General features: G+C 66.5%; 22 protein-coding genes. 6 read left to right on the top strand and 16 right to left on the bottom strand.

The features are described from left to right. The first annotated feature begins 101 nt into the window (after nt 1-101). Complete coding sequence (locus AC3WQR_RS30345; protein WP_070063861.1) at nt 102-632, top strand: TPM domain-containing protein; 531 nt, start codon at nt 102-104, stop codon at nt 630-632. Nucleotides 633-693: 61 nt separating this feature from the next. Continuing rightward, a complete protein-coding gene (gene trxC, locus AC3WQR_RS30340; RefSeq protein ID WP_492745689.1) occupies nt 694-1,143 on the top strand; it encodes a thioredoxin TrxC in 450 nt (149 codons plus the stop codon). A gap of 18 nt (nt 1,144-1,161) precedes the next feature. On the opposite strand, the gene AC3WQR_RS30335 is transcribed toward trxC, so the two are convergent. From AC3WQR_RS30335 to AC3WQR_RS30260, 16 genes are all read right to left on the bottom strand, one after another. Continuing rightward, the gene (locus AC3WQR_RS30335) at nt 1,162-1,686 is read right to left on the bottom strand and encodes a DUF3617 domain-containing protein (RefSeq protein ID WP_492745687.1); all 525 of its coding nucleotides are present in this window, start codon (nt 1,684-1,686) and stop codon (nt 1,162-1,164) included. 69 nt (nt 1,687-1,755) lie between these two features. After that, the gene (locus AC3WQR_RS30330; RefSeq protein WP_492745685.1) at nt 1,756-2,451 is read right to left on the bottom strand and encodes a phosphatase PAP2 family protein; all 696 of its coding nucleotides are present in this window, start codon (nt 2,449-2,451) and stop codon (nt 1,756-1,758) included. A gap of 52 nt (nt 2,452-2,503) precedes the next feature. Next, a complete protein-coding gene (locus AC3WQR_RS30325; RefSeq protein ID WP_492745691.1) occupies nt 2,504-3,634 on the bottom strand; it encodes a Gfo/Idh/MocA family protein in 1,131 nt (376 codons plus the stop codon). Between the two features lie 37 nt (nt 3,635-3,671). Next, entirely contained in the window at nt 3,672-4,637 is a 966-nt protein-coding gene (locus AC3WQR_RS30320; protein ID WP_062480193.1) for a substrate-binding domain-containing protein, read from the bottom strand. Nucleotides 4,638-4,681: 44 nt separating this feature from the next. Next, nucleotides 4,682-5,710 carry an ABC transporter permease gene (locus tag AC3WQR_RS30315; RefSeq protein ID WP_492745682.1) on the bottom strand — a complete coding sequence of 343 codons (1,029 nt, stop codon included), beginning with the start codon at nt 5,708-5,710 and terminating at the stop codon, nt 4,682-4,684. Beyond that, entirely contained in the window at nt 5,676-7,211 is a 1,536-nt protein-coding gene (locus tag AC3WQR_RS30310; protein ID WP_492745678.1) for a sugar ABC transporter ATP-binding protein, read from the bottom strand. The genes AC3WQR_RS30315 and AC3WQR_RS30310 overlap by 35 nt, the downstream gene beginning before the upstream one ends. Further along, nucleotides 7,208-8,377: an ROK family protein gene (locus tag AC3WQR_RS30305; RefSeq protein ID WP_139705568.1), complete on the bottom strand. Its 1,170-nt coding sequence runs from the start codon at nt 8,375-8,377 to the stop codon at nt 7,208-7,210. Before AC3WQR_RS30305 ends, AC3WQR_RS30310 begins: the two co-directional genes overlap by 4 nt. Nucleotides 8,378-8,626: 249 nt before the next feature. Beyond that, nucleotides 8,627-9,046, bottom strand: a complete 420-nt coding sequence (locus AC3WQR_RS30300; protein WP_062480186.1) for a F0F1 ATP synthase subunit epsilon — start codon at nt 9,044-9,046, stop codon at nt 8,627-8,629. Nucleotides 9,047-9,064: 18 nt separating this feature from the next. Continuing rightward, nucleotides 9,065-10,480, bottom strand: coding sequence for a F0F1 ATP synthase subunit beta (gene atpD, locus AC3WQR_RS30295; RefSeq protein ID WP_062480184.1), 1,416 nt, complete (start codon nt 10,478-10,480; stop codon nt 9,065-9,067). A gap of 43 nt (nt 10,481-10,523) precedes the next feature. Further along, nucleotides 10,524-11,399 carry a F0F1 ATP synthase subunit gamma gene (gene atpG / locus AC3WQR_RS30290; protein WP_062480182.1) on the bottom strand — a complete coding sequence of 292 codons (876 nt, stop codon included), beginning with the start codon at nt 11,397-11,399 and terminating at the stop codon, nt 10,524-10,526. Between the two features lie 33 nt (nt 11,400-11,432). Next, the gene (gene atpA, locus AC3WQR_RS30285) at nt 11,433-13,046 is read right to left on the bottom strand and encodes a F0F1 ATP synthase subunit alpha (RefSeq protein ID WP_062480180.1); all 1,614 of its coding nucleotides are present in this window, start codon (nt 13,044-13,046) and stop codon (nt 11,433-11,435) included. Nucleotides 13,047-13,093: 47 nt separating this feature from the next. Next, entirely contained in the window at nt 13,094-13,624 is a 531-nt protein-coding gene (locus AC3WQR_RS30280) for a F0F1 ATP synthase subunit delta (protein ID WP_307696705.1), read from the bottom strand. Between the two features lie 7 nt (nt 13,625-13,631). Continuing rightward, entirely contained in the window at nt 13,632-14,102 is a 471-nt protein-coding gene (locus tag AC3WQR_RS30275) for a F0F1 ATP synthase subunit B (RefSeq protein WP_062480176.1), read from the bottom strand. A gap of 33 nt (nt 14,103-14,135) precedes the next feature. Next, entirely contained in the window at nt 14,136-14,405 is a 270-nt protein-coding gene (atpE, locus tag AC3WQR_RS30270; RefSeq protein WP_056576471.1) for a F0F1 ATP synthase subunit C, read from the bottom strand. 49 nt (nt 14,406-14,454) lie between these two features. Beyond that, nucleotides 14,455-15,333, bottom strand: a complete 879-nt coding sequence (gene atpB / locus AC3WQR_RS30265; protein WP_095747009.1) for a F0F1 ATP synthase subunit A — start codon at nt 15,331-15,333, stop codon at nt 14,455-14,457. Between the two features lie 26 nt (nt 15,334-15,359). Continuing rightward, nucleotides 15,360-15,830 (bottom strand): ATP synthase subunit I, encoded by a 471-nt coding sequence (locus AC3WQR_RS30260; RefSeq protein WP_492745674.1) that lies wholly within the window; start codon nt 15,828-15,830, stop codon nt 15,360-15,362. A gap of 137 nt (nt 15,831-15,967) precedes the next feature. Here AC3WQR_RS30260 and AC3WQR_RS30255 point away from each other — a divergent pair, with 137 nt between their 5' ends. Genes AC3WQR_RS30255 through lipA form a run of 4 tightly spaced genes read left to right on the top strand, consistent with a single transcriptional unit; the run spans nt 15,968 to nt 18,831 of the window. Then, nucleotides 15,968-16,861 (top strand): D-amino acid aminotransferase, encoded by an 894-nt coding sequence (locus AC3WQR_RS30255; protein WP_492745671.1) that lies wholly within the window; start codon nt 15,968-15,970, stop codon nt 16,859-16,861. Beyond that, nucleotides 16,858-17,166, top strand: a complete 309-nt coding sequence (locus AC3WQR_RS30250) for a YbeD family protein (protein WP_070063793.1) — start codon at nt 16,858-16,860, stop codon at nt 17,164-17,166. The genes AC3WQR_RS30255 and AC3WQR_RS30250 overlap by 4 nt, the downstream gene beginning before the upstream one ends. After that, nucleotides 17,163-17,840, top strand: coding sequence for a lipoyl(octanoyl) transferase LipB (lipB, locus tag AC3WQR_RS30245; RefSeq protein ID WP_062480168.1), 678 nt, complete (start codon nt 17,163-17,165; stop codon nt 17,838-17,840). Before AC3WQR_RS30250 ends, lipB begins: the two co-directional genes overlap by 4 nt. 7 nt (nt 17,841-17,847) lie before the next feature. After that, nucleotides 17,848-18,831, top strand: coding sequence for a lipoyl synthase (gene lipA / locus AC3WQR_RS30240; protein WP_062480166.1), 984 nt, complete (start codon nt 17,848-17,850; stop codon nt 18,829-18,831). Nucleotides 18,832-18,881: the final 50 nt, after the last annotated feature.

Raw genomic sequence — 18,881 nt, 5'->3', positions numbered from 1 at the left:
GGCTGGAGCAGCGGCGGCGGCGGAGGTGGTGGCGGCGGATTCAGCTCCGGCGGCGGTGGCAATTTCGGCGGCGGCGGCGCGTCGGGAGACTGGTGAACCTCATGGCAACTGCAGACCCCACGCTCTTCTCGAAGCTCGGCCGCATCTGGCGGCATCGCTGGACCGACGAAGCCGCGGTGCGCCGCGTGCTGCCGGCCGACGCGATGCAGCGCCTGGCCGGCCGCGTGGCCGCGAGCGAGCGGCGCCACAGCGGCGAGATCCGCATCTGCGTCGAGGCCGGCCTGCCGATGTCCTACCTGTGGCGCCACGCGCCGCCCCGGGAGCGCGCCGTGACGCTGTTCGGCAAGCTGCGCGTGTGGGACACCGCGCACAACAACGGCGTGCTGATCTACCTGCTGCTGGCCGAGCACGCCATCGAGATCGTGGCCGACCGCGGCATCGACGCCCACGTGGGCTCTGCCGAATGGGCCGCCATGACGCAGCGCATGGCCGTGGCCTTCCGCGAAGGCCGCTTCGAAGACGGCATCACGCTGGCGCTGGAAGAGGTGTCGGCGCTGCTGATGGCCCACTTCCCGCTGGCCGACGACCAGCCCGACACCAACGAGCTGCCCGACGCGCCCGTGGTGCTCTGAGGCCCGGCGCCCTCGGCGCGCGCGCCTTGCAATCCGTGCACCCGGCCCTTATTTTTCGGACATGACCGAATCCGAATCGCTGCACATCGTCTGCCCGCACTGCCACACGACCAACCGCGTGCGCACGGCGCAACTGGGCAGCGCGCCCGACTGCGGCAGCTGCCACCGCCCGCTGTTCACCGGCCACTCCACCGCACTGCCCGACGTGGCCACCTTCGATCGCCACATCGCGCGCAACGAGATTCCCGTGCTGGTCGATTTCTGGGCGCCCTGGTGCGGCCCCTGCCGCCAGATGGCGCCGGCCTACGAACAGGCGGCGGCCCAGCTCGAACCGCAGGTGCGGCTGGCCAAGGTCGACACCGAGGCGGTGCAGGCGCTGGGCGCGCGCTTCAACATCCGCAGCATCCCGACGCTGGCCCTGTTCAAGGGCGGGCGCGAGGTCGCGCGGCAGGCCGGCGCGATGGGCGCGGCCGACATCGTCCGCTGGGTCAAGGCGAACGGCGCGAGCTGATCCGACCACCGGCCGCGCTCACTTGCGCGGCGGCATCTTCGCCATCGCGTCGAGCATGTTCATCTTCATGCCGTTGCCCATGACCATGTCGCCCGGCTTCTGGCCCGGCTTGCAGGGGCCGACCCACCTGGCGTCGACGACGCTCGTGCCCTCGGTGCGGCCCATCAGCGGCGGGCTGTAGGTCGACTTGCTTTCCACGCGGTAGGCGCTGCTGAAATCGCCGCTCATCACGGCCCGTGAGGTCGCGGTGGTGGGGCCGATCTTGCAGACCGAGTCGATGACCAGCTTCACGCCTTCGAGGCGCAGGTCCTGCTTCGAGCACATGTCCTTGCCCATGCCCTGGCCCATCTCGCGCATCGCCTTGTCGGTGGCCGCGTCGATGCATTGCTGGATCGTCTGGCCCGGCGCCTTGGCCGTGGCCGCGCCGCCCTCGCCGGTCTGGATTTCCCACAGGCCCGGCTTGCGCGCCGGGTAGTCGATGGCCAGCGCGGGGCCGGCGAGAAGACAGGCGACGGCGGCGAGGGAGAACAGGCGACAGGTCATGGCGGGCTCGGTGGACGGCGATGCCGCTTTGTACCGTCGGCGCCCGCGCGGCGGAATACCGCGATCGGTCTAAGCCGCGACTGGCGCCAAAGCCGCCGATGGGCGCTCGCGCAACGCGAAGCCCATCGCCAGGCCGAGCCCGAGGCCGCCCAGCACATCGATCAGCACATGCTGGCGCACGGCCATCGTCGAGTACACGATGGCCACCGCCCACGCGAGGTTGAGCAGCCGCAGCCAGCCCGGCGCGCCGGCCTCGCGCAGCTGCCGCGCCAGCACCATGCAGGCGAACACCGAGAACGACACATGCAATGAAGGAAAGGCGTTGCCCGCCGCGTCGAAGGTCTTGAGGAAGTGCAGCGACGAGCCCGGCGCGGCATCGATCGCGAAGTTCGGGATCGCCGTGGGCATCCACCAGAACACGGCCAGCGCGATCGCCGTCATCACCGCGCAGCCTATCGCGATGGTGTTCAGCTCGCGCCGGTCCCTGGCCAGCAGCACCGGCAATGCGATGTAGGCCCACAGCGTGAGGTACACCGGCAGCATCGCCGGCCAGAACGCGATCAGCCGGTCGACGGCCGTGAGCGGCAGCACCCACGCCGGCCCGGCGTGGTGCATGACCCAGAAGTACAGCGGGAAGAAACCCAGCGTGGCGACGGTGTTGCCGGCCAGCTTGAGCAGCCACAGCGTCCGGCAGCGCTGCCAGAGGGCGCGCGGCCATGAAGGCTGAGGCGAAGGGGCGTCGAAAGATGAGGAGGAGTGCGTCATGGCGGCCACCGGTGCCGCGGCCTCGCCTCGTTTCAACGAGGCCCGTGCGCGGCTACCAGGGCGTCCACTTTAATTCGCTTCCAGCCGATGCCACCGTGCGCTCGATGAAGCGCACGCCGCGCGCCCCGTCTTCCACGCGCGGATAGTCCGCCGCCAGCGGATCGGCCACCTGCCCCGCGAGCCGCGCGCGGATGTCCGCCACCACGCCCGCATAAACGTTCGCAAACGCCTCGATGAAGCCTTCGGGATGGCCGGCCGGCAGGCGGCTCGCGCGCCGCGCCGACTCGCACAGCCAGGGCGCGCCGCGCGTGAGCACGCGCCGGGGCCCGTCGTGCGGCAGGTGCACGAGCTGGCTCGGCTGTTCCTGGCGCCATTCGAGCGTGCCCAGCGTGCCGGAGACGCGCAGGCGCAGGTCGTTCTCCAGCCCGGTGTTGATCTGCGAGGCCACCAGCACGCCGCGCGCGCCGCCCTGGAAGCGCAGCAGCAGGCTGCCGTCGTCGTCGAGCAGACGGCCCGGCACCAGCGCGCCGAGGTCGGCGCACAGGCTCTCGATCTCCAGGCCGGTGACGGTGGCCACGAGGTTCTCGGCGTGCGAGCCGATGTCGCCGATGGCGCCCGCCGCGCCGCTGCGCGCGGGGTCGGTGCGCCAGTCGGCCTGCTTGTTGCCGCCCGCGGCTTCCACATGGCTGGCGAGCCAGCCCTGGTTGTATTCGACGACGACCTTGCGGACCTCGCCGATCTGGCCCGTGCGCACCATCTCGCGCGCTTGCCGCACCATCGGGTAGCCGGTGTAGTTGTAGGTCACGCCGAACACCGTGCCCTGCTTCGCCACGGTGGCGACCAGCGCGTCGGCCTGCGCGCGCGTGTGCACCAGCGGCTTGTCGCACACCACATGAAAGCCCGCCTCCGCGAAGGCTTGCGCCACCGGGTAGTGCACGTGGTTGGGCGTGACGATCGAGACGAAGTCGATGCGCTCATCGGCCGGGCGCTTCAGTTCGTCGGCCAGCAGTGCCTGCCAGTCGCCGTGGTTGCGGTCGTCGGCCAGGCCCAGGTCGCGGCCCGAGGCGCGCGCCTTGTCCGGGCTCGACGACAGCGCGCCGGCGACCAGCGCGATCTGGCCGTCGAGCGCCATGGCCTTGCGATGCACGGCGCCGATGAAGGCGTCGCGACCGCCGCCGACCATGGCGCAGCGCAGGGGACGTGGAGCGATCTCGGTCACCTTAGAACGGCGAGTTCGGGTGGTAGAAATCCTTGGCGTTCTCTTTGGTGATCAGCACCGACGGAATGATCGTGGTCGCCGGCAGCTTCTCGCCCTTCAGCCGCGCCTCGGCCGTGAGCTTGATCGCGTCGTAGATGAACTTGGGCGAGTAGCTCACGTCGGCCGTGATGCGCTTGTCCTTGCCATCCATGATGGTCTTGACCATGTCCTTGGCGCCGGCGCCGCCGAACACGATCTTGATGTCGTCGCGCTTGGCCTGCGAGATGGCCTTGAGCACGCCCACGGCCATGTCGTCGTCGGCGGCCCAGATGGCGTCGATCTGCTTGAAGCGCGTCAGGTAGTCCTGCGTGACCTTGAAGGCGTCGTCGCGGTTCCAGTTGGCGTACTTGGCGTCGAGCAGCTTGATGTCGGGGCTGCCCTTGAGCACGGCATTGAAGGCGTCCATGCGCTCGTTGTCGAGCGTGGTCGCGATGCCGCGCAGCGCCACCACATTGCCCTTGCCGCCGAGCTGCTTGACGATGTACTCGGCCGGGATCTTGCCGAAGGCCGTGTTGTCGCCGGCCACGTACGCATCCTGCGCGCTGGTGTCGGTCAGGCCGCGGTCGACCACGGTGACATACGCGCCCTTGGCCTTGACCTGCGCGACCGGCTTGGTCAGTGCGGCCGATTCAAAGGGGAACACGACGAGCGCGTTGATCTTGGTGACCGTCGACAAGTCCTGCAACTGGTTGGCCTGCTCGGGCGCATTGGCTGCCGTCTTGATCGTGATCTTCAGGTCCTTGTGCTGCTTCTCGAGGTCCTTCTTCGCCTGGTTGGCCCAGTAGTTGATGCCGCCCATGAAGCTGTGCGTGGCCGCGGGAATCGACACGCCGAGGTTGACCTTGTCCGCGGCAAGCGCGGGCAGGCTGGCGGCGAACGCTGCGGTGGCAACCGCCGTGAGCGCGAGGCGTCGGGTGAAAGTCGTCATGCTGGATGTCTCCTCTTTGGTGGTGGAACGGAACGAACGGAAAACTAGCGCCGGCCTCTTTGGAGGAACGCGACGACGATGATCACGAAGCCCTGCACCGCAGCGTTCAGGTACACGCTGATGATGCTGGTGAGGTTCAGGATGTTGCTGATGACCGAGAGCAGGATCGCGCCCACCACCGTGCCGGTGATGCTGCCCGCGCCACCCTTCAATGCGGTGCCGCCGACGATCACCGCGGCAATGGCTTCGAGCTCCCACAGCAGGCCCGTGGTCGGCGAGGCCGAGCCCAGGCGCGGCACATACAGCAGCGTGGCAATGCCCACGCACACGCCGAGCAGCACGTAGGTGAGGATCTTCACGCGGTCGACGTCCACGGCCGCGTAGCGCGCCACCTGTTCGTTGGAGCCGATGGCCTGCACGTAGCGCCCGTAGGCCGTGCGATTGAGGATGACGCCGCCGATGATCGCGACGATCACGAACACCCACACCGGCACCGGGATGCCCGCAAGGCTCGCGTAGTACACGGGCGCGTAGAGATCGGACAGCTCGTTGTCGAGCGTGAGCGCGCCGCCGTCGGCAAAGTACGTGAGGTACGCGCGGAAGATGCCGAGCGTGCCCAGCGTCACGATGAAGGGCTCGATGCGCCCCTTGGTGATCAGCAGGCCGTGCGCCAGGCCGAACAGCGCGCCGAGCACCACGGCGAGCACCGCGCCCATCATCACCGCCATCAGCGGCGAGCCCGAGGCGGGGCCGGCCCAGTTGATGAACATGATCACGCTGCCCGCGATGAGCGCGGCCATCGAGCCCACCGACAGGTCGATGCCGCCCGAGATGATCACGAAGCACATGCCCACCGCGATGATGCCGATGAAGGCGGTGCGCGTGAGCACGTTCATCGCGTTGTCGACGGTGGCGAAGTCGCCGTTGAGCAGCGTGCCCGCGATGCACAGCAGCACGAGGCCGATGACGGGGCCGAGGCCGTGCAGGCGCTCGGTCCAGCGCGGCTTGCCTTCGCTGCGGTGTGGCTGCTGAGCGGCGTCAGGCTGCGTGGGTGTCTGCGGTTCCGGTGGCATGAGCGATGAGCTCCTCTTCAGTCAGGTGGGTCGCGTCGAGCGTGACAACGAGCCGGCCCGCGCGCATCACCGCGACGCGGTGGCACAGGCCGATCAGTTCCATCAGCTCGGACGAGACGACGATCACCGCGAGGCCTTCGCGGGCGAGTCGCTGGATCAGGAAATAGATGTCGCGCTTGGCGCCGATGTCCACGCCGCGCGTGGGCTCGTCGAGCACCACCACCTTGGGCTGTGGCTGCAGCACCTTGGCGAGCGCGAGCTTCTGCTGGTTGCCGCCCGACAGCGACGAGGCCCGCACGTCGAGCGAGCCGGTGCGGATGCCGTAGTCCTTCACCGCCTCGCCGAGCGCCGCGCGCTCCGCGTCGGGCTTCAGCCAGGGCTGCGCGTAGCGCTCGAGCGCCATCAGCGTGAGGTTCTGGCGCAGGCCGAAGTGCACGTGCAGGCCCTTGCCCTTGCGGTCTTCGCTGAGGTAGGTGAGGCCGTGTTTCGCGGCATCGCGCGGGTTGCGCCAGCCCTTGCCATGCGGCACGGGCTCGCCGCGCATCTCGACGCTGCCGCTGGCGGGGCGCAGCCCGAGCAGGCCTTCGAAGAGTTCAGTGCGGCCCGCGCCGACGAGGCCCGCGAAGCCGAGGATCTCGCCGGGGCGCACCTCGAAGCTCGCGTCCTGCGCCCAGCCGGGCACGCTGAAATTGCGCACGCGCAGGGCAGGCTTGTCGGCGGCCACGACGAGATCGCGCGGCGGGTACAGGTCGGCGAGTTCGCGGCCCACCATGAGGTTGGCCATCTGCTGGCGCGAGACCTCGGGCGTCGGTGCGCGCGCCACGAAGCGGCCGTCGCGCATCACGATCACCTCGTCGGTGACTTGCTCCACCTCGTCGAGCTTGTGCGAGATGTAGACGATGGTCACGCCGTCGGCACGCAGCTGCGCGATGAGCTTGAACAGGCGCTCGGTCTCGCCGGGCGTGAGCGTGGCGGTGGGCTCGTCCATGACGAGCAGGCGCGCGCGGCGGGCGATGGCCTTCGCGATCTCGACGAGCTGCTTCTCGGCGACGATGAGGCGACGTACCTTGGTGCGCGGGTCGATGGCCAGGCCGACGGCGGCGAGCGCGGCGGCAGCATCGCGCTCCATCGCGGCGTCGTCGAGCAGCCAGCCTTTTTTCTTCTCGTGCCCGAGGAAGATGTTCTGCGCCACGCTGAGGTCTTCGGCGAGGTTGAACTCCTGGTGGATCAGCACGATGCCCAGCGCCTCGGCATCGCGCGAGCTCGTGAAGCTTTGCGGCTGGCCGTTGATGCGCAAGGTGCCGCTGGTCAGCGACTCGTAGCCCGACAGGATCTTCATCAGCGTGGACTTGCCCGCGCCGTTCTCGCCCAGCAGCCCGTACACGCGGCCCGGCGCGAGCGCAAAGCTCACGCCGTGCAGCACCTGCACGGGGCCGAAGGCCTTCACCACGCCGTCGAACTCGACGGCCACGCTGCCCTTGGTTGCCACGGCGTTCGTCATGGCGCCACCCCGCGGGCCTTGAGCGTTTCCTGCATCGCCAGCACGCCAGCACCGACGAGGCCGCCCTGCGTGCCCAGCGGCGTGTACTGGATCTCGAGGTGCCGCGTCGACAGCGCCAGCGAGCGCTGGTAGACGCTCTGGCGCACGGCCGCGAGAAACAGCGGCCCGATGCGCGTGATGCCGCCGCCGATGAACACGTGCGACGGGTTGAAGAAGTTGACGACCGACGCGAGCATCTGCCCGATGAGGCTGCCCGCGCGCTGGATGATGGCGTTGGCCGCCGGGTCGCCGCCGCGGCTGGCCTGCCCCACGTCGAAGGCGTCGATGCGCCCGCGCGTGCGCAGGCATTCGGCGAGCGTCGCGCTTTCACCGGCTTCGGCCGCCTGCATCGCCATGCGCGTGATCGCGGGGCCCGCCGCCATCGCCTCGACACAGCCCAGGTTGCCGCAATGGCAGCGCGGGCCTTCCTGGTCGACGCAGATGTGGCCCACGTCGCCGGCCGAGCCGGCCGCGCCGCGGTACACCTCGCCGTGGCAGACGATGCCGCAGCCGATGCCGGTGCCGATCTTGATGACGAGGAAATTGGAGAGCGAGCGCCGCAGCCGCCACAGCTCGCCGAGCGCCATCAGGTTGACGTCGTTGTCGACGAACACCGGCGCCGCATAGTCCTCGCGCAGGTAGTCGCGGATCGAGAAGCTGTCCCACGCCGGCATCAGCGGCGGGTTCACGAGCTGGCCGATCTCGAAGTTGACGGGGCCTGGCACGCCGATGCCGATGCCCAGCACGTTCCGCGGGCCCTGCCCGCAGCGGGCCAGCAGTTCGCGCATGAGCACGCGCACGCGGGCCAGCACCACGGCCGGGCCTTCGCGCACGTCGGCCGCTTCCTCGTGCTGGGCGAGCACCGTGAGGTCGGGGCGCAGCACCGCGACATCGAGGCTGGTGGCGCCGATGTCGATGCCGACGAGCACGCCGAGTTCGGCATTGAGCTGGAGGTTTTCGGCGCGGCGACCGCCCGAGGAGCGCTGCAGGCCGGCCTCGGCCAGCAGGCCCTGGTCGACCAGGCCGGCGATGAGCGCGTTGGCCTTGCTCTTGGAGAAGCCCAGCTGCTCGGCCATGGCATGGCGAGAGCCGCCGGCCGACCAGAAGGTCGATTCCAGCAACCGCATTTCGTCGGTCGTGATGCCGCTCCAGGGTGCCACGCGTGTTGTCTCCGCTCTTCTTGTGGGAAAGGCGCCGGTTAAGAAAGCACCGGTCGCCGGGCGAAGGCGAATACTAGGAGGGCATCTTCAGCCGGGCAAGGCTGAACTTCGACCTATTTCAGATCGAACACATCTTCATCCCGGCTGGGACGGACGAAAAAAAGCCGCCCGGAGGCGGCTTTTTCTTTGCTTCTGCCCGAGGGCAGCGGCTTTGATTTACTTCTTTTGGCGGTACTTGCGCAGCGCAGCGATCTGCGCAGCCATCACGGCCAGTTCCGACTGCGCCATCGCGATGTCGATGTCGCTCTTCGCGTTCTTCAGCGCTTCCTCGGCGGCCGCCTTGGCCTTGTTGGCCTTCTCGTCGTCGAGGTCCTTGCCGCGGATCGCGGTGTCGGACAGCACGGTGACGGCGTCGGGCTGCACTTCGAGGATGCCACCGGCCACGAAGACGAACTCTTCGCCGCCGTCGGCCGTCTCGATGCGCACGGCGCCGGGACGGATGCGCGTGATCAGCGGCGTGTGACGCGGATAGATGCCGAGCTCACCGGCTTCACCGGGCAGCGCGACGAACTTGGCTTCGCCCGAGAAGATCGACTCTTCCGCGCTGACCACGTCGACGTGAATGGTGTTTGCCATCTGAGTTCCCATGCCGCCTTAGGCGACCTTCTTGGCTTTTTCGAACGCTTCGTCGATGGTGCCGACCATGTAGAACGCTTGTTCCGGCAGGTGGTCGGCTTCGCCGTTCACGATCATCTTGAAGCCGCGGATGGTTTCCGACAGCGGCACGTACTTGCCCGGCGAACCCGTGAACACTTCGGCCACGTGGAACGGCTGCGACAGGAAACGCTGGATCTTGCGGGCGCGGGCCACGGCGAGCTTGTCGTCGGGCGCCAGTTCGTCCATGCCCAGAATCGCGATGATGTCGCGCAGTTCCTTGTAGCGCTGCAGCGTGCCTTGCACGGCGCGGGCCACGTTGTAGTGCTCTTCGCCGACCACGTTCGGGTCGAGCTGGCGCGAGGTCGAGTCCAGCGGGTCCACGGCGGGGTAGATACCCAGCGAAGCGATGTCACGCGACAGCACCACGGTCGAGTCCAAGTGGGCGAAGGTGGTGGCGGGCGACGGGTCGGTCAAGTCGTCGGCAGGGACGTACACGGCCTGGATCGAGGTGATCGAGCCGACCTTGGTCGACGTGATCCGCTCTTGCAGACGGCCCATTTCTTCGGCCAGCGTCGGCTGGTAGCCCACGGCGGAAGGCATACGGCCCAGCAGTGCCGACACTTCGGTACCAGCCAGCGTGTAGCGGTAGATGTTGTCCACGAAGAACAGCACGTCGCGGCCTTCGTCGCGGAACGACTCGGCGATGGTCAGGCCGGTCAGGGCCACGCGCAGACGGTTGCCCGGGGGCTCGTTCATCTGGCCGTAGACCATGGCGACCTTGGAGTCTTCGAGCTTCTCGAGGTTCACGACGCCGGAGTCGGCCATCTCGTGATAGAAGTCGTTGCCTTCACGGGTACGTTCACCCACACCGGCGAACACCGACAGACCCGAGTGAGCCTTGGCGATGTTGTTGATGAGTTCCATCATGTTCACGGTCTTGCCCACGCCGGCACCACCGAACAGGCCCACCTTGCCGCCCTTGGCGAACGGGCACACCAGGTCGATCACCTTGATGCCGGTTTCCAGCAGGTCTTGCGAGGGCGACAGTTCGTCGTACGCGGGAGCCTTGCGGTGGATGGAGGCGGTCAGCGTCTGGTCGACCGGACCACGCTCGTCGATGGGCGCGCCCAGCACGTCCATGATGCGGCCCAGCGTCGCCTTGCCCACGGGCACGGTGATGGGGGCTTGCGTGTTGGTCACGATCAGGCCGCGGCGCAGGCCGTCGGAAGAACCCAGCGCAATCGTGCGGACCACGCCGTCGCCGAGCTGCTGCTGGACTTCGAGCGTCAGTGCGCTGCCTTCGAACTTGAGGGCGTCGTAGATCTTGGGCATCTTGTCGCGCGGGAATTCCACGTCGACCACAGCGCCAATACACTGAACGATCTTGCCTTGAACTGCTTCTGCTTGAGCCATGTCTGCTCCGATAAAAATTTAAATCTGTTGAGGTCCGAAGGGCTCAGACACCGGCGGCCGCCGCAGCGCCCGAAACGATTTCCGAGAGCTCCTTGGTGATGCCGGCCTGGCGGGTCTTGTTGTAGACCAGCTTCAGCTCGCTGATCACATTGCCTGCGTTGTCGGTGGCAGCCTTCATGGCCACCATCCGCGCCGAATGCTCGGACGCCATGTTTTCTGCCACGCCCTGGTAGACCAGCGACTCGACATAGCGGACCAGCAGCTCGTCGATCACGCTTTGCGCATCGGGCTCGTAGATGTAGTCCCACGAGTGCTGGCCTTCCTCGACTTGCAGCGAGTCTGCGGCCAGCGGCAGCAACTGCTCGACGAGCGGCTCCTGCTTGATCGTGTTGATGAACTTCGTGTAGCACAGGTACACGGCCGAGAGCTTGCCTTCCGCGTAAGCGTCCAGCAGCGTCTTGACCGGGCCGATGAGCTTGTCCAGATGCGGCGTGTCACCCAGGTGGGTGACGTGCGCCACCACGCGGGCACCGATGCGGTTCAGGAAGCCCAGGCCCTTGCTGCCGATGGCGACCGACTCGATCGCCACGCCGGCCGACTGCGCTTCGCGCAGCTTGGCCGTCACGGCGCGCAGCAGGTTGGTGTTCAAGCCACCGCACAGGCCCTTGTCGCTCGTCACGATGATGAAGCCGATCGCCTTGGCGTCGTTCTTCTTCATGAAGGCGTGCGTGTACTCGGGATTCGCCTTGCCAAGGTTCGCCGCGATGTTGCGGATCTTCTCGCTGTAGGGGCGTGCGGCACGCATGCGCTCTTGCGCCTTGCGCATCTTGGAAACCGAGACCATTTCCATGGCCTTGGTGATCTTCTTGGTGTTCTCCACCGATTTGATCTTGCCGCGGATTTCCTTACCAGCTGCCATATGAGCTCCTTCTTGCGTCGGTCAAAAGGTCGCTCAGGCGAACGACTTCTTGAACGAGGTGGCTGCTGCCAGCAGTTCGGCTTCGGCGTCCTGGCACACCTTCTTGAAGGCCTGCTTTTCCGCGCTGTCGTCCGGCTTGGCCGGCTTGACGTCCCACTTGGCACCATGCTTTTCCATGGTTTCGAGCAGGGCGGCGTGGCTCGTCTTCAGCAGCTGGTGGAAGCCGTGTTCGAACGGGAGCACCTTCTTGACGTCGATGTCGTCCATGAAGCCCTTGTTCACTGCGAACAGCGTGGCATTCATCAGCGAGATCGGCAGCGGGCTGTACTGGGTCTGCTTGAGCAGTTCCGTCACGCGCGCACCGCGGTCGAGTTGCTTGCGGGTCGCTTCGTCGAGGTCGGAAGCGAACTGCGCGAACGCGGCCAGTTCACGGTACTGGGCCAGATCGGTACGGATGCCGCCCGACTGGTTCTTGATCAGGTTGGTCTGCGCCGACGAACCCACGCGCGACACCGAGATACCGGCGTTGATGGCGGGACGGATGCCGGCGTTGAACAGGCTGGTTTCCAGGAAGATCTGGCCGTCGGTGATCGAGATCACGTTGGTCGGAACGAAGGCGGACACGTCGCCGGCTTGCGTTTCGATGATCGGCAGTGCCGTCAGCGAACCGGTCTTGCCCTTGACTTCACCCTTGGTGAAGGCTTCGACGTAGTCGGCATTCACGCGGGCTGCGCGCTCGAGCAGACGGCTGTGGAGATAGAACACGTCGCCGGGGTAGGCTTCGCGGCCTGGCGGGCGGCGCAGCAGCAGCGACACCTGACGGTAGGCCACGGCTTGCTTGGACAGGTCGTCATAGACGATCAGGGCGTCCTGGCCGCGGTCGCGGAAGTATTCGCCCATCGTGCAGCCCGAGTAGGCCGACACGTACTGCATGGCAGCCGATTCGGAAGCCGATGCGGCCACCACGATGGTGTAGTCCATCGCGCCGGCTTGTTCCAGCGAGCGCACCACGTTCTTGATCGACGAAGCCTTCTGGCCGATCGCAACGTAGACGCAGGTCATGTTCTGACCCTTCTGGTTGATGATCGCGTCGATCGCCACGGCCGTCTTGCCGGTCTGGCGGTCACCGATGATCAGCTCGCGCTGGCCACGGCCGACGGGCACCATCGAGTCGATCGACTTCAGGCCGGTCTGCATCGGCTGGTCGACGGACTTCCGTGCGATCACGCCGGGAGCGACCTTTTCGATCACGTCGGTCATCTTGGCGTTGATCGGACCCTTGCCGTCGATCGGCTGGCCCAGTGCGTTCACCACGCGGCCGATGAGCTCGGGGCCCACGGGCACTTCCAGGATGCGGCCCGTGCACTTGACGGTGTCGCCTTCGGAGATGTGCTCGTACTCGCCCAGAATCACGGCGCCGACCGAGTCGCGCTCGAGGTTCAGCGCCAGGCCGAACGACGGCGTGCCGTCAGCCGTGGGCGGGAATTCCAGCATTTCGCCTTGCATCGCGTCCGACAGGCCGTGCACGCGCACGATGCCGTCGGTCACCGAGACCACGGTGCCCTGGTTGCGGATGTCGGCGCTGACGCCAAGGCCTTCGATACGGCTCTTGATCAGTTCGGAAATTTCTGCGGGATTGAGTTGCATGACTCTTTCCTTCTTTCAATAAATAGGGCCAACCGCGGCTCGCCGCCTCAGGCGGTGAGCGCTGCTTTCATTTGTTCGAGACGCGCCTTGACGGAGGTGTCGAGGACTTCGTCCCCCACCACCACACGGATGCCGCCGATCAGCGAAGGATCGGATTCCACACGCGTGTTCAGCGGGCGACCGAAACGGCGCTGCAGTGCCGCGGCGACCTCGGCGAGGCTCGCCGCGTCGATCGGGAAGGCGCTGTAGATCACCGCGTCGGCCGTGCCGCCCTTGGCGTTCTTGAGCTCGCGGTACTGGGCCGCGACTTCAGGCAATGCAGCAAGCCGGCCGTTGTCGATCACCGTGCGCAGGAAGTTCTTGCCGGTGTCCGGCAAGGCTTGCGGCAGCAGACCGGAGATCAGATCGAAGATCTGTTCCGGCGACACCTTCGGGTCGGCAGCGAACTGCAGGAGCTGCGGATCGGCAGTGATGGCGGCCAGCTGGCCGATCCATCCGGCCGTGCCTTCGAGGTCGCTCGAAGTAGCCCCGAAGAGCGCGTCCGCGTAGGGGCGGGCAATGGTCGCAAGTTCGGCCATATCGTCCTCAGAGCTCGGTCTTCAGGCGCTGGAGCAGGTCGGCGTGGACACCGGCGTTGACTTCCTTGCGGAGAATCTGCTCGGCACCCTTGACGGCCAGCGCAGCAACCTGCTCACGCAGGGCTTCACGGGCACGCACGGACTGCTGTTCGGCTTCGGCGTGCGCGTCGGCCACGATCTTGTTGGCCTCCACCGTTGCACGGCCCTTGGCCTCTTCGATGATCTGCTGGGCGCGGCGCTCGGCATCGGCCAGGCGGCTGGTGGTCTCGTTGCGAGACTGAACCAGTTCCTGCTCGACGCGCTGGTTGGCGGAAGCGAGTTCAGCCTTGGCCTTCTCGGCGGCCGCCAGGCCCGCAGCGATCTTTTGTGCGCGTTCATCCAAAGCCTTCGCGATGGGCGGCCACACGAATTTCATCGTGAACAGCACCAGCAGCAGGAAGACGATGGCCTGAACGAACAGGGTCGCGTTGATACTCACGGCAACACCTTTCTGGAGTGGCGTTGAACCGGCTTACTTGGGCAGGTTGGCCAGCAGGGTCGCGGCGAACGGGTTGGCGAAGGCGAACAGCAGGGCGATGGCCACGCCGATCAGGAAGGCCGCGTCGATCAGACCAGCCAAGATGAACATCTTGGTCTGCAGGTCGTTCATGAGCTCAGGTTGACGGGCCGACGATTCCAGGAACTTGCCACCCATCAGCGCGATGCCGATGGAAGCACCGATGGCGCCGAGACCGACGATCAGACCACAAGCGAGAGCGACGAGACCGAGAATGTTTTCCATGATGACTCCTTAGAACAGATTTAAAGCAAACGAAAAGAAAAAGGGAAACTCAATGCGCCTCATGCGCCTGGCCCAGATAGATCAGGGTCAGCATCATGAAGATGAAAGCCTGCAGCGTGATCACCAGGATGTGGAAGATCGCCCAGACAGTGCCGGCAATGATGTGCCCGATGGGCAGCAACACACCGGAGAACGAGGCCGCCATGGCACCGCCCATGAGGGCGATGAGCATGAAGACGAGCTCGCCCGCATACATGTTGCCGAACAACCGCATGCCGTGCGAGACCGTCTTGGCCAGGTACTCGATGACCTGCATCAGCAGGTTGACGGGCCACAGCAGAGGGTGGGCACCGAAGGGCGCGGTGATCAGCTCATGGCCCCAGCCGCCCAGGCCCTTGACCTTGACGCTGTAGAAGAGGCACAGGAGCAGCACGGAAGTGGAAAGACCGAGCGTGGTCGAGAGGTCGGCGGTCGGCACGGCACGCATGTAGGCGTGGTGCGGGTCGTGGCCCAGTGCCGAGTAGACCTGGGTCCAGATGGCCGGCAGCAGGTCGACCGGCAGCATGTCCATCGCGTTCAGCAGGAAGATCCAGACGAACACGGTGAGCGCCAGCGGGGCGATGAACTTGCGGCTCGCGGCGTTGTGCACGTTGGCCTTGGCCTGGTTGTCGACCATCTCGACCAGGATCTCGACCGCCGCCTGGAAACGGCCGGGCACGCCGGGCGTTGCCTTGCGGGCAGCCAGCCACAGCACGAAGCAGCCCAATGCGCCGATGATCAGCGCATAGAGCACCGAGTCGAGGTTGATGACGTTGAAGTCAACAATGGCGGATTGAACGACGGGCTTGAGGCTCCAGTCGACTTGCCAGTGCTGGAGGTGGTGAACGATGTATTCACTCGCGGTCGGGGCGTGTCCTTCGGCGGCCATCTTTCAGCGTCTCTCTTCCAAAACAGTCAAATCCGGTTCAAAAATTTGGGCCGCACCAGCAGTGCCACCCAGTACATCTTCATGGCGACCACCACGCCGGCCACCATGGCCAGCCAGACGAGCCCCCCGATCAGCCACGGCGCCGCAGCCAGCAAGGCAACGGTCAGCGCGATCTTGATCATCTCCCACACAAAAAACCTCAACATGACAGCTTGCGACGGCATGCCCGGTTTGCGCCGGACACCGCGGACAAACAAGGCCGCGGGGATCGCTACTGTCATGGCTCCGTAAAACGCCGAGATTGCAGCCTCGGATCGCGCCGTCCAGATCCACGCCAGGCAAGCTACCACCACGCCTACAGCCACTTGGGCTGCGATCACCCACCAGGGTGACAGCTCGGGGTTTTGCTCGCGCAACTTCTGGGCCTCTTCGGCCGTGAGTGGCTTGAAATCGGATTCTTCGGCGTCAACCTCAGGGACAGGGGCGTTGGTTGTCATTCGAATGCACCCCGTGTTTGTCCCCGGAGAATTTTACAAAGCCATTGATTATAAGTAAAACCTAGCGGGGTCCCGCCATAACGTGACACTTCGTCGACAGTTCTGCACCGAGTGTGGCGTCCGCCCATAATTTGCGGATGCAAGACATCACCTCGGCACTGCCCGACACGCCGTGCTTTCTCAACGGCGAATTCACCCCCCTGCGCGACGCGAAGATCAGCGTCCTCGACCGCGGCTTCATCTTCGGCGACGGCATCTACGAAGTGATCCCCGTCTACTTCGGCGTGCCCTTCTGCTTCGATGAACACATCGCGCGCCTCGAGCGTTCGCTGGCCGAGCTGCAGATCGACAACCCCTACACACGCGACGAATGGCGCGCCATCGCCACGCAGCTGGCCGCGCCGCAGGGCAAGGCACCGCAGGCGATCTACTTCCAGGTCTCGCGTGGCGTGGCGCCGCGCGACCACGCCATGGTGCGCGGCCTGCGCCCCACCGTGTTCGCGATGGTGAACCCCCTGCCGCCGGTGGCCGATGCGGTGCGCGCCAAGGGCGTGGCCTGCGTCACGGCCGACGACTTCCGCTGGCAGAAGGCCCACATCAAGAGCACCAGCCTGCTGGGCGCGGTGCTCGCACGGCAGATCAGCGTCGAGGCCGGCGCCACCGAGACCGTGATGTTCCGCGGCGACTGGCTCAGCGAAGCCTCGTCGAGCAACGTGTGGATCGTGAAGGGCGGCACGCTCATCGGCCCACCGAAAGACAACCTCGTGCTGACCGGCATCCGCTACGGCCTGCTCGAGCGCCTGTGCCAGGACAGCGGCATTCCCTTCGCGCTGCGGCGCGTGTCGCGCGACGAGGTGTTCGGCGCCGACGAGCTGCTGCTGTCCTCGGCCACCAAGGAAGTGTTGCCCGTTGTCACACTCGATGGCCAGGCCATTGGCAATGGCCATCCCGGCCCCATCTACCAGAGCTTGTATGCCGCCTACCAACAGGCCAAGCAACGCAACGCCGACGCGCCAGGAGCCACCGCATGACCGACACAACGACCCCTACCGACACCGCATCGATCCCCGATCCGCGCAAGGAATCGCTGATCGAGTACCCCTCGCAGTTTCCCATCAAGGTGATGGGCGCGAAGGTCGACGGCTTCGTGCACGCGATCACGCAGATCGCCGAGCGCTTCGACCCGGCCTTCGACGCCACCACGGTCGAGCTGCGCGACAGCAAGGCCGGCAATTACCTGGGCGTGACCATCACCGTCACCGCCACCAGCCGCGAGCAGCTCGACGACCTCTACCGCGCCCTGTCCGCGCACCCGATGGTGAAAGTCGTTCTTTGACGCCCCTCGAAGCGCAGTGGCTCGGCCGGGCCGACTACCTCGCCACGTACGCGGCGATGCAGCGCTTCACGCAGGAGCGCACGCCCGAGACGCCCGACGCGCTATGGATCTGCGAGCACGACCCCGTGTTCACGCAGGGGCTGGCGGGCAAGACCGACCACATCCTGGCCCCCGGCCCGATCCCGGTCGTGCAGACCGACCGGGGCGGGCAGGTCACCTTCCACGGCCCGGGCCAGGTGGTGGCCTACCCGCTCATCGACCTGCGGCGCGCGGGCTACTACGTCAAGGAATACGTCTACCGCATCGAGGAATCGGTGCTGCGCACGCTCGCCCACTTCGGCGTGACGGGCCACCGCGTGGCGGGCGCGCCGGGCATCTACGTGCGCCTGGACGACCCGTTCTCGCACGCCGCCCTCACCGGCCCGATGCCCGGCGCCGACCCGTTCCGGGGCCTGGGCAAGATCGCCGCGCTGGGCATCAAGGTGAGCCGCCACGCCACTTACCACGGTGTGTCGCTCAATGTCGCGATGGACCTCGAACCCTTCTCGCGCATCAACCCTTGCGGCTACGCGGGGCTGCAAACGGTCGACCTTTCTACAATCGGCGTCCAAACCACATGGGAAGAAGCCGCCAAAGTGCTGAGCCAAAAGCTCGGGGCTTTCCTGGCTCCTTGACACACCAATGAGCACCACCGAAGTCGTCCGCGACGCCCAGAGCGCCGAAACCTACAACCCGCTGGCCAAGCAGAAGGCCGCGGCCAAGCTCTCGCGCATCCCCGTCAAGGTGGTGCAGACCGGCGAAGTGCTCAAGAAGCCCGAGTGGATCCGCGTGAAGGCCGGCAGCCCCACCACGCGCTTCTACGAGATCAAGCAGATCCTGCGCGAGAGCAACCTGCACACGGTCTGCGAAGAAGCCTCGTGCCCGAACATCGGCGAATGCTTCGGCAACGGCACGGCCACCTTCATGATCATGGGCGACAAGTGCACGCGCCGCTGCCCGTTCTGCGACGTGGGCCATGGCCGCCCCGACCCGCTGGACAAGGACGAGCCGCTCAACCTGGCCAAGACCATCGCCAAGCTGCGCCTGAAGTACGTGGTGATCACCAGCGTCGACCGCGACGACCTGCGCGACGGCGGGAGCCAGCACTTCGTCGACTGCATCAGCAACATCCGCGAGCTCTCGCCGATGACGCAGATCGAAATCCTCGTGCCCGACTTCCGCGGCCGCGACGACCGCGCGCTGGAAATCCTCAAGGCCGCGCCGCCCGACGTGATGAACCACAACCTGGAAACCGCGCCGCGCCTGTACAAGGAAGCGCGCCCGGGCAGCGACTACCAGTTCAGCCTGAACCTGCTGAAGAAGTTCAAGGCGCTGCACCCCAACGTGCCGACCAAGAGCGGCATCATGGTGGGCCTCGGCGAAACCGACGAAGAGATCCTGCAGGTGATGCGCGACATGCGCGCCCACGACATCGACATGCTGACCATCGGCCAGTACCTGTCGCCGTCGGGCTCGCACCTGCCGGTGCGCCGCTACGTGCACCCCGACACCTTCAAGATGTTCGAGGAAGAGGCCTACAAGATGGGCTTCAGCCACGCCGCCGTGGGCGCGATGGTGCGCTCCAGCTACCACGCCGACCAGCAGGCGCACGCCGCCGGCGTCTGACGGCACCGCCCGGCCGCCCGCCATGCGCGGGCGTCGGCGCACCCCTTCCC

The sequence above is a fragment of the Variovorax sp. FW305-3-2-15-B-LB1 genome (assembly GCF_058787635.1).
This window is presented reverse-complemented; position numbering and strand designations above follow the sequence as displayed.